The 9,360-nt window shown below is 65.4% G+C and carries 11 protein-coding genes; 8 read left to right on the plus strand and 3 right to left on the minus strand.

Annotated elements, in window-relative coordinates:
* The first annotated feature begins 17 nt into the window (after positions 1–17).
* The 6 genes from AAFG16_RS26800 (at position 18) to AAFG16_RS26825 (ending at position 4,467) form a co-directional block, all read left to right on the plus strand.
* Complete coding sequence (locus AAFG16_RS26800) at positions 18–644, plus strand: PilZ domain-containing protein (protein ID WP_283079369.1); 627 nt, start codon at positions 18–20, stop codon at positions 642–644.
* Positions 645–755: 111 nt separating this feature from the next.
* The gene (locus AAFG16_RS26805) at positions 756–995 is read left to right on the plus strand and encodes a hypothetical protein (RefSeq protein WP_283079370.1); all 240 of its coding nucleotides are present in this window, start codon (positions 756–758) and stop codon (positions 993–995) included.
* 86 nt (positions 996–1,081) lie between these two features.
* A complete protein-coding gene (locus tag AAFG16_RS26810; protein WP_342730115.1) occupies positions 1,082–1,231 on the plus strand; it encodes a hypothetical protein in 150 nt (49 codons plus the stop codon).
* A 225-nt stretch (positions 1,232–1,456) separates the two neighbouring features.
* Positions 1,457–2,497, plus strand: coding sequence for a PrsW family glutamic-type intramembrane protease (locus AAFG16_RS26815; protein ID WP_342730117.1), 1,041 nt, complete (start codon positions 1,457–1,459; stop codon positions 2,495–2,497).
* A gap of 69 nt (positions 2,498–2,566) precedes the next feature.
* A complete protein-coding gene (locus AAFG16_RS26820; protein ID WP_342730119.1) occupies positions 2,567–3,145 on the plus strand; it encodes an HdeD family acid-resistance protein in 579 nt (192 codons plus the stop codon).
* Positions 3,146–3,381: 236 nt separating this feature from the next.
* Positions 3,382–4,467: a 3-deoxy-7-phosphoheptulonate synthase gene (locus tag AAFG16_RS26825; RefSeq protein WP_342730121.1), complete on the plus strand. Its 1,086-nt coding sequence runs from the start codon at positions 3,382–3,384 to the stop codon at positions 4,465–4,467.
* A 60-nt stretch (positions 4,468–4,527) separates the two neighbouring features.
* Here the strand turns inward: AAFG16_RS26825 and AAFG16_RS26830 are convergent, their stop codons facing one another.
* From AAFG16_RS26830 to epmA, 3 genes are read right to left on the minus strand one after another with little or no spacing between them, the layout of a single operon-like run.
* The gene (locus AAFG16_RS26830) at positions 4,528–4,782 is read right to left on the minus strand and encodes a hypothetical protein (protein ID WP_283079375.1); all 255 of its coding nucleotides are present in this window, start codon (positions 4,780–4,782) and stop codon (positions 4,528–4,530) included.
* A 46-nt stretch (positions 4,783–4,828) separates the two neighbouring features.
* Entirely contained in the window at positions 4,829–5,923 is a 1,095-nt protein-coding gene (locus AAFG16_RS26835; protein WP_342730123.1) for a lysine-2,3-aminomutase-like protein, read from the minus strand.
* Positions 5,920–6,984 carry an EF-P lysine aminoacylase EpmA gene (gene epmA / locus AAFG16_RS26840; RefSeq protein ID WP_342730125.1) on the minus strand — a complete coding sequence of 355 codons (1,065 nt, stop codon included), beginning with the start codon at positions 6,982–6,984 and terminating at the stop codon, positions 5,920–5,922. The genes AAFG16_RS26835 and epmA overlap by 4 nt, the downstream gene beginning before the upstream one ends.
* A gap of 162 nt (positions 6,985–7,146) precedes the next feature.
* Between epmA and efp the strand changes: the two genes are divergently transcribed.
* Both efp and AAFG16_RS26850 read left to right on the plus strand, forming a co-directional pair.
* Positions 7,147–7,713 carry an elongation factor P gene (gene efp, locus AAFG16_RS26845; RefSeq protein ID WP_027557928.1) on the plus strand — a complete coding sequence of 189 codons (567 nt, stop codon included), beginning with the start codon at positions 7,147–7,149 and terminating at the stop codon, positions 7,711–7,713.
* A gap of 24 nt (positions 7,714–7,737) precedes the next feature.
* Complete coding sequence (locus AAFG16_RS26850; protein ID WP_342740978.1) at positions 7,738–9,360, plus strand: M23 family peptidase; 1,623 nt, start codon at positions 7,738–7,740, stop codon at positions 9,358–9,360.

The raw sequence follows: 9,360 nt of genomic DNA on the forward strand, positions 1-9,360 counted from the left end.
AATCACGATCATCGCTCATGTCCGTCGCAGAGTTCCTCAGGCAACGCGCAGTGGAAGTCGCCGTGAGCGGCAGCTACTCGCTGCCGCGCTGGTACGATTGCGAGGGCAAGCTGCGCACCTTCGCCTGCCGCACCAAGCGCGTCTCGCCATTCCGCATGATCGTGGACGTGCCGGTCGTCGGCAAAGTCGGCGAGCGCGTGACCTCCTATTTCCAGGACTTTGGCGAATTCCAATGCACCATCAGCGCGACGCTGAAATCGGGCTTCCTGATGGAGCTCGACATGACGCGGGCGCGGCGCGCCTGGATGTCGGAAAAGCTGACCTGGCTGGAGAAGAAACAGAAGGACGCCAGCATTCAGGAGCTGCGGAATGATGCGCGCTTCGTCCCGCAGGTCTCGCACACCTTTCTGACGCTCGCCGACGGGAGCATCCATCCCTGCTTCATCATCGACGTCTCCACCGCCGGCGTTGCGATCTCCTGCGAGTACGACCCGCCGGTCGGAACCGCGCTGGCGGTCGGCGCCTGCGTCGGGCGCGTGATCCGCAAATTCGGTCACGGCTTTGCGGTCAAGTTCGCCGAGAAGCAGCAGCGGGACGACCTCGTCCGGCTGATCGTGCGTTCGCCCTTGCAGCAATCGGCCTGAGCGCCAGGTTACGGCTACGGCTGCCCTAGAGCGGCCCCAATGCGGGCTCAGCTTTTGTCGGTCTGCGCCTTGGGCCGGACGACATTTGCGGACTTGCGATCGGGGGACCGGATGGCAGTCAACAAGATCACCTGGGACAGGGTCGGCCGGGTCACCGAGCCGGGCCGCTACATGTACACCTTCGGCTGGCTCACCATCACCGCCGACGATCTCGAGATCTGGCAGCAATATCCGCAGGCCGCGTTCACGCTGCTCGCGCAACCGTCCGAGCCTGCCGATGCCGTCGGCCACGAATTCCATCTCGGCGCCTTCGACATCGCGCCCGACGCGCCGCCGTTCACCACGCATTGAGTGCGGAGAACGCCTGCTGCGGATTCGCGCGTCCGCAAGCGCATGCGGACCGGAGCGGGAACGCCTGGCATGGGCGTTGCTTTATCATGGTCATGATCCACATCCCCGCCGTCGACCAGGCCTTCCTGTTGCTGCTCATTGTCTCCTGCCTCGGCACGTGCCTCGTACGCGCCTTCTGGGAGCTGGAGCAGGTGCGCGCGCGCCGGATTGCGCCCCCCTCCCGCAAGCGCGACTAGGCCGGCCTGCCGGCCGCCTGTCCTCCGAAGGCGGACAAACCTCTTGCCGTAGATGACGAACAGGCTCTGTCATGCAATTGATTACGCTTGCATTCTAAACCTTCGCCGCGGCACGTATGAACGTAAGCTGCAGCTGTCGTTAAGCGAGGCGACAGCAAGCGCATGACACATGGTCGCATCGGTGGACGTAGCTAAGCGGATCAAGGGAACCTATTTTCGGCGCCGATGTACCTGATTGAAGCGTTACCCACCGTCATCGGAACGGCCGCCATCGCCCCGGCGCTGCTGATGCTATGGCTCGTCATTGCCGCCGAGGAGCGCCCGGGACCGCCGGCTCAGGTCTGGACTGCGTTCCTGCTTGGCGCGGCCAGCATCTCGCTGCTCGGCCTTGCCCGCGCGCCCTTCGCTAAGATGGTCGCTGCCCCCGACAATCCCTGGGCGGCGCTGGCCATGCATTCGGTCTTCAGCGTGGCACTGCCCGAGGAGGCCGTCAAGGTCATCGCCATCGTGCTGGTGTCCTCGACGAAGCGGCGGACCTTTGCCAATCCGATGGACACGGTGGTCTATGGTGCTGCGGTCGGCCTTGGCTTTGCCGCCTACGAGAACCTCGCGTACCTCGTGCAGCATGCCGAGATGTGGCGCTCGCTCGCCGCCTTGCGCAGCGTGCTGACGGTGCCATTCCACGGCGCGCTCGGCATCATCGCCGGCGCCTATCTCACGATTGCCCGGGCCGGCACGGCGCTCGGCGCAAACCGCCACCATCGCGACTGGGCCCGCCTCTCCAGCCGCCTCTTGATCTTCGCTGGGCCCCTGGCGCTGCATTCGGCCTTCGACTTCCCGCTGCTCACGCTCCAGCGCATGCCCGACCTTGATCCCACCTTGCGGATGTGGCTAGGCGGCGCGAGCCTTTTGATCGGCTTCAGCTCGATCGCCTTTGCCATCCGCCTCGTCCGTCGGGTTGCACGCCATCATGCCCCCCGAACCGACATTGCGCGGGAGCGGCTCAGCCAGTTGCGGCGGATGTGGGCGCTGCTGCTCGCCGGCGGCGGCGTGGGCTTCCTTGGCCTCGCCTTCGTGCTGACCTCGATCCACCACTGGCTGATCAACCCCGAGCGCAATCTGACGCTGGCGCTGATCCCGATCGGCTTCGTTTCGATCCTGCTGGGCCTTGCGCTTCTGGTTGTCACAACGGCGATCTACATTCTCGGCCGCAACCGCATCCGCACCAGTGGCGAGGGCTTTTCGTCAGCGCACGGCGGCGGGTAAGCCGCGGGATGGCAAGCATGGTATGCGCATCCTAAATTGAGCGCACAGCTTTCGATCTGGAGCCTGCCGATGACATCGCCCGAAGACCTTTCCCGGCTGCAATCCGCCATGAGCCGGACGGTAAAGGCCCATTGGAAGGCCTTCCTGTTCGAAGGCATCCTGCTCGCCGTCCTCGGTATCGCCGCGCTGATCGTGCCGCCGCTCGCGAGCCTTGCGATCGCGATTGTCCTCGGCTGGATGTTCCTGGTCAGCGGCATCGGCGGGCTGATCGTGACCTATTGGGCGCGCGCCACGCCGGGCTTCTGGTGGTCGTTGATCTCCGCCGCCCTCGCCTGCCTCGCCGGCATGCTACTGCTGGCCCGCCCGATGCAGGCCGTGCTGACGCTGACCATCGTGCTCGGCGCCTATTTCCTCGCCGAAGGCGTCGCCACCATCATGTACGCGCTGGAGCACCGCCGCGAGCCCGGCGGCCGCTGGTCATGGCTGCTGATCTCCGGCCTCGTCGACATCGCGATCTCGTTCATGGTGATCACGGGACTGCCGAGCTCGGCGGAATGGGCGATCGGCATCCTCGTCGGTATCAATTTGCTGTTCGGCGGCGCCACCCTGATCGGCATGGCGCTGGCGGCGCGCAACAGCAACACCTGAGGCGCCTCGTCAGGCAGCGCGCCGTTTTGGGGGGGTGACAACCCGCCAATGGCGCGCTATATGGCCTGCCATGATCACCGTCGCCACCAGCTATTTTTGGTACTTTAGCTACGACAGCTCGCTGGCGGCAGGAGGATCGCGCTCAATCTGAATATTGAAGCAAACGTCCGAACAAGCCGCCAGACCTGGCGGCTTTTTTATTGGCCGGCAGGTTCTAAAACAGACAGGAGCCCGCCGTGCTGAGCACGACCGACGATCTTCGTATCCGTGAACTGAAAGAGCTGAGCACGCCGGAAGAGGTGATGCGGGAAGTCCCGCGCACGCTCACCGCGACGCGTGTGGTGATGGCGGCGCGCAACGCCATCCATGCCATCCTCACCGGCCAGGACGACCGCCTGCTGGTCGTGGTCGGCCCCTGCTCGGTCCATGATCCCAGGGCCGCGCTCGACTACGCCGAGCGCCTGGCCAAGCTGCGTGAGGACCTTGCCGACCAGCTCGAAATCGTGATGCGGGTCTATTTCGAGAAGCCGCGCACCACCGTCGGCTGGAAGGGCCTGATCAACGATCCCGATCTCGACGGCAGCTTCGACATCAACAAGGGCCTGCGCCTCGCCCGCAACGTGCTGTCGGCCGTCAACAATCTCGGCCTGCCGGCCGGCGCCGAATTCCTCGACATGACGACGCCGCAATACATTGCCGACCTCGTGTCCTGGGCCGCCATCGGCGCGCGCACGACCGAGAGCCAGATCCATCGCGAGCTGGCCTCGGGGCTGTCCTGCCCAGTCGGCTTCAAGAACGGCACCGACGGCAATGTGCGGATCGCGGCGGACGCGGTGAAGTCGGCCTCGCATCCGCATCATTTCATGGCGGTGACGAAGCTCGGCCGCTCGGCGATCGCCTCGACCGCGGGCAACGAGGACTGCCACATCATCCTGCGCGGCGGAGCTAAGCCGAACTATGACGCCGCGAGCGTCGCGGCCGCCTGCAACGAGCTGGCGAAGTCAGGCGTCGCGCCGCTGGTGATGGTGGATGCGAGCCACGCCAATTCGAGCAAGAAGCCGGAGAACCAGCCGCTGGTGATGGCCGACATCGCCGGCCAGATTTCCGGCGGCGAAGACCGCATCATGGGCGTCATGATCGAGAGCAATCTCGTCGCCGGACGTCAGGACGTCGTGCCGGGCAAGCCGCTCACCTATGGCCAGAGCATCACCGATGGCTGCATCGACTGGGCGACCACGGCAACCGTGCTCGAGCAGCTCGCCGACGCCGTCGAGATCCGCCGCAACTCCCAGCGCGCGGGCCTGCACGAACGGACGGCGTAAGAAATCGAGGCTAGGTTGGTTCGCTCCTCACCTCTCCCCGACGGGGAGAGGTGAAAGCAATCAGCAGCCGCGGCAGATGCTCTTGATCTTCTTGTCGAGCGCCGCGTCTTCCTTGTTCACGGGATTGTTCGGATCGCTCAGATTCTTCTCATTCGGAACTTCGCTGGCGCGCGGCTGCCTGTGACCGACCGGCGCAGGCAGTACGCCGGAGCCTGCCGATTGTCCCGACGTCCCGGTACCCTTGCTCCCGGTCTGCGCAAAGCCTGCGCTGCCGAACGCCACCAGGAGCGACATTGCCACGACGATCTTTCTCATTTCCGCCTCCAATCCTAAAGTCCCGCGCGGCTCGCATCTCACCTGCTCAGGTTTCGGGCGGATAGAGATGAACGTCGCCACAATAGTCCACGATACGATAGCGCGTTTCGGCCTCCGCATCACGCGCATCGGGTGCGGTATTTTGTGCCGCCAACACGTAATTCGGTCCGACCGGAGACTTGCCCGCGCCGCCCGGAATATCGATGACATAGTCGGGCTGACACAGTCCCGACACACGTCCGCGCAACTGCCGCATCAAAGCCTGCCCCTCGGCCAGCGTCGTTCGCAAATGCACGGTGCCCGGCGCGAGATCGCCGTGATGCAGGTAGTAAGGCTTGATCCGGCATTCGACAAAAGCTCGCATCAAATCCGACAAGGCGGCCACGTTGTCGTTGACGCCGCGCAAAAGCACGGACTGGCTGACCATGGGAATTCCGGCGTCGACGAGCCGCGCGCAGGCGGCACGGGCTTCTTCCGTGAGCTCGCGCGCATGATTGGCATGGAGCGCAACCCAGGTGGTCGCCCCCGGAACCTTCAGCGCCGCGACCATCTCATCGCTGATCCGCGCCGGGTCGGCCACGGGCACGCGGGTGTGAAGGCGGATGATCTTGACGTGATCGATGGCGGCAAGATCGGCCATGATCTCGCTCATCCGGCGCGGCGACAGCATCAAGGGGTCGCCGCCGGTCAGGATCACCTCCCAGATCTCCGTATGCGAACGGATGTAGTCGATTGCGGTGCGATAGGCGCTGTCCGAGAGCGCGTTCTCCTTGCCCGGCCCAACCATCTCTCGGCGGAAGCAGAAGCGGCAATAGACCGCGCAGACGTGGACGAGCTTGAACAACACGCGGTCGGGATAGCGATGCACGATGCCAGGAACTGGCGAATGCGGGTGATCGCCGATCGGATCGGCGTTCTCGCCGGGCTGCATCTCGAGCTCTGCGGCCGTCGGAACGAACTGCCGCGCAATGGGATCGTCGGGATCGGCCGGGTCGATCAGCTCGACCAACGCCGGTGTGATCGCGACCGCATAGCGCGCGGCGACGCGCTCGAGCGCGGGCAGCGCGGCTGCGGGCGCGAGGCCCTCGGCCACGAGCTCGGCCGGCTCGCGCAAGGTTCGTGCAAGACTGGTCTTCGTCATCTCTCGTTTAACGCTTCTTCTGCGGGCGGCGTCCACACCACCTGATCAATCCGTGTTGCGCCGCTCGCCAGCATCACCAGCCGGTCGAAGCCGAGCGCGACGCCGCTCGCCTCCGGCATTGCGGCAACCGCTGCCAGAAAATCCTCATCCAGCGGATAGGCCTCGCCGTAGCGGCGCTGCTTCTCCGCCATCGACTCCGTGAAGCGCTTGCGCTGCTCCTCGGCGTCGGTCAGCTCGCCAAAACCGTTGGCGAGCTCGACGCCGCAGGCATAGACCTCGAACCGTTCCGCGACCCGCGGATCTTCCGCTTTCACCCGCGCCAGTGCCGCCTCTGGAGATGGGTATTCGAACAGGATGGTCAAACGGCCCTGCCCAAGATGCGGCTCGACGTGCTCGACCAGGACCTTGCTGAAGATGTCCGACCAGGTGTCGTCCTCGGCGACGCGGACCTTGCCGGCCGCCGCCTGGGCGAGCGCGGCACGGTTACCCTCGGCGCCCGAGATTGTCGACAGCAGGTCGACGCCGGCGAAGCGCTCGAAGGCGGCCGCAACCGTCAGAAGCTCCGGCTCGGAAAAGGGATCGGCGGTCCGGCCGCGGAACGAGAAGGTCCCGATCCCGGTGGCCTGGGCCGCGCGGGCGATGACGACCACGGTGTCGGCGATGATGGCGTCATAGGGGGCGCCGGCCCGGTACCATTCCAGCATGGTGAATTCGGGCAAATGGAGGTCGCCGCGCTCCCGGTCGCGGAAGACCCGGGCGAGCTCGAAGATTCGGGGCTCCCCGGCCGCCAGGAGCTTCTTGCAGGCAAATTCCGGCGAGGTCCGCAAATATCGCCTGGCCCGGCCGCCGTCGGGGCGCATGATCTCGGTCCGGGGGGCATGCAGATGGGTCTCATTACCCGGAGAGACCTGGAGGACCGAGGTTTCGACCTCGACGAAGCCCTGCTCGGCGAAAAAGCCCCGTATTGCTCCGGTAATGGCGCCCCGTGCCTGGAGGAAGGGTCGCCGGTCGAGGTGCCGCTCGGGCGACCAAAATGGCGAAATCGGCTTGTCCCCAGCCATCAGCTGGCCGCCTTGGCCGTCAGCAAAAGGCTGGCATCGAACGGCAAAATCAGTATGTTGCGGCCCGAAACGGGCGCCGAGGTCCGATTTGAGGCCCCAAGTCCCCCATCGATTTGACCACGTCCTGGCCGATGCCGGGCCAAGCAAGCAGGAAATACAGCTTTGAGAGTCATCGCCAGTTCTATTCGCAAGGGCAACGTGATCGAGCAAGACGGCAAGCTTTATGTCGTCGTGAGCGCCGAGAACATCCATCCCGGCAAGGGCACACCGGTCAGCCAGATCGAAATGCGCCGAATCTCGGACGGGGTAAAGATCTCCGAACGGTACAAGACCACCGACCAGGTCGAGAAGGCCACCATCGAAGAGCGCAACTACACCTTCCTGTATGAAGACGGCGACGGCTTCCACTTCATGAACCCGGAAACCTACGACCAGGTCCAAGTGTCCAAGGACGTCGTCGGCGATGCCGCCGCGTATCTTCAACCGGACATGACCGTCAAGCTGTCAACCCACGATGTCAACGTGGTCTCGCTCGCGCTGCCGCAGCGCGTGACGCTGGAAGTGGTCGAGACCGAGCCCGTGACCAAGGGCCAGACCGCCTCGTCGTCCTACAAGCCCGCGGTGCTGTCCAACGGCGTGCGCACCACCGTGCCGCCGCACATCTCGGTCGGCACCCGTATCGTGGTGATGACCGAAGACGGCTCCTACTCCGAGCGCGCCAAGGACTAAGCGACGGGCTGGGGATCGGATCGGATACCGCCGGGGGGCGAGGCAGTGGGTAGGAAGAGCTTCCGCTTCGTCTCGCTTCTTCTGGCGCTGCTTTCGCTCCCCATCGCTTCTCCGCTCGCGGCGGACGAATTCCGCAGCCCCTCGCTCACGGCCCTGCGCGTCGACTGGCGCGCAGCGCTCGACCAGCTCCGCACCGAGATCAACAGTCGCCCCCAGATCGCGGGCGACTTCATCTTCGCACCTCGCCGCTCGGTGCCGCGCTACGACCCGCGCACGATGCCGGCGCTGGTGCAGCTCAACGCGGTCTCCTCGCAATTCTTCACTGGCATCGCCCGCAGCTCCGTGCCCGTGCTGTTGCCGTTCGATGCGGCGGCCTACCTCGAGGCCCAGCGCAGCGGGGCGCCCGCGAGCCTGTCGCCGGCGCGCTTCCAGGCCGATTTCAACCCCGTCGATGTGTTCGATGCCGGCCCCGCCGGCTACAGCGCGACGTTCTCGCTCGAGCCCGGCGCCGGCGACGGCATGCCGAGCCGCGTGTTCGCAAGGCCGGTCGAGGTGCAGATCACGGGCTCGGCCCTGATCTACGACATCTCCGATCCCTCGGGCGGCAAGGGCGAGCCGGTCAAGCCGCTCGCAGCAACCTATCCGGACCTGCGCAGGTTCATCCGGGAAGGCTACGTGCGTTACGCCTTCACGCGCTTCGGCGTCGCCTATGTGGTGTCGATCCAGTGCCTGGACAGCGTCGCCAAGCCGCGGCGGCTGGCCTGCAAGGAAGCCTATCCGGTCGCCGAGCGTTTCCTGAAGGCACTGCGGATCGCCGGCGGCCAGCGCCTGCGGCCGCTGACGGACATGGCCTCCGGCATCATCGACCGTCCCGTGGAGCGTTCGGCGGACTTCAGCTATCGGCCAAGCGGCGACATCATCCCGAACACAGGCTATCGCAACAGGGGTGGCCATCCCGACGTGATGGCCTATGCGCAGATCCGTTTTCCGCTGGAGAAGGTGCCCGCCATCGTGCGCTCGCAATCCTACGCCAAGCGCGACAGGAACGAAGGTGCGACCACTTATCCCTGGCGCGACAATTTCTGCGAGTCCCGCAGTTTCGAGGTCTGGCAATGCGCCGGCGGTTACGGCCATCAAGGCGAGGACATCCGCGCGGCGAACTGCCCGCCGCCCGGCGAAGGTCGCGCGCCCTGCGATCCCAAGCAGCGCGGCGTCGTCGCGGTACGCGACGCCATCGTGATCCGCGGCGCCAAGGATCAGGCCGTAACGCTCGAGGTCAACAGCCGAACCGAGCATATCCGCTTCCGCTACATGCACATGAACCCGCAGGTGCTGACCGCGGACGGCGTACTCAATGGGCGCATCGTCATCGAAGGCGAGAAGATTGGCGTGGTCTCGAACTATCTCGACCATCCCGCCGGCACCTCGATGCATTTGCATTTCGATGTGCAGCTGTTCACCCGCGACGGCTGGATCTGGGTCAGCCCCTACGTCACGCTGGTCTCGGCGTATGAACGCCTGATCCACGCTCGCGGCCGCGAGGTCGGCCCGGAGATCGCGGGCGCGCCGCAGCCGGTGGCCCATGCGCTGCCGGAGGACGTGGTCAAGCCGGACCTGCGCGAGGGCTCGAGCGGCGAGGAGAATTGA

This window comes from Bradyrhizobium sp. B117 (genome assembly GCF_038969555.1).
Classification (GTDB): domain Bacteria; phylum Pseudomonadota; class Alphaproteobacteria; order Rhizobiales; family Xanthobacteraceae; genus Bradyrhizobium.

Coding starts and splice junctions, on each gene's coding strand:
- AAFG16_RS26815 (WP_342730117.1), top strand. CDS start 1,457: ATGTACCTGATTGAAGCGTTACCCACCGTCATCGGAACGGCCGCCATC.
- AAFG16_RS26810 (WP_342730115.1), top strand. CDS start 1,082: ATGGTCATGATCCACATCCCCGCCGTCGACCAGGCCTTCCTGTTGCTG.
- AAFG16_RS26805 (WP_283079370.1), top strand. CDS start 756: ATGGCAGTCAACAAGATCACCTGGGACAGGGTCGGCCGGGTCACCGAG.
- AAFG16_RS26830 (WP_283079375.1), bottom strand. CDS start 4,782: ATGAGAAAGATCGTCGTGGCAATGTCGCTCCTGGTGGCGTTCGGCAGC.
- AAFG16_RS26835 (WP_342730123.1), bottom strand. CDS start 5,923: ATGACGAAGACCAGTCTTGCACGAACCTTGCGCGAGCCGGCCGAGCTC.
- AAFG16_RS26820 (WP_342730119.1), top strand. CDS start 2,567: ATGACATCGCCCGAAGACCTTTCCCGGCTGCAATCCGCCATGAGCCGG.
- AAFG16_RS26800 (WP_283079369.1), top strand. CDS start 18: ATGTCCGTCGCAGAGTTCCTCAGGCAACGCGCAGTGGAAGTCGCCGTG.
- epmA (WP_342730125.1), bottom strand. CDS start 6,984: ATGGCTGGGGACAAGCCGATTTCGCCATTTTGGTCGCCCGAGCGGCAC.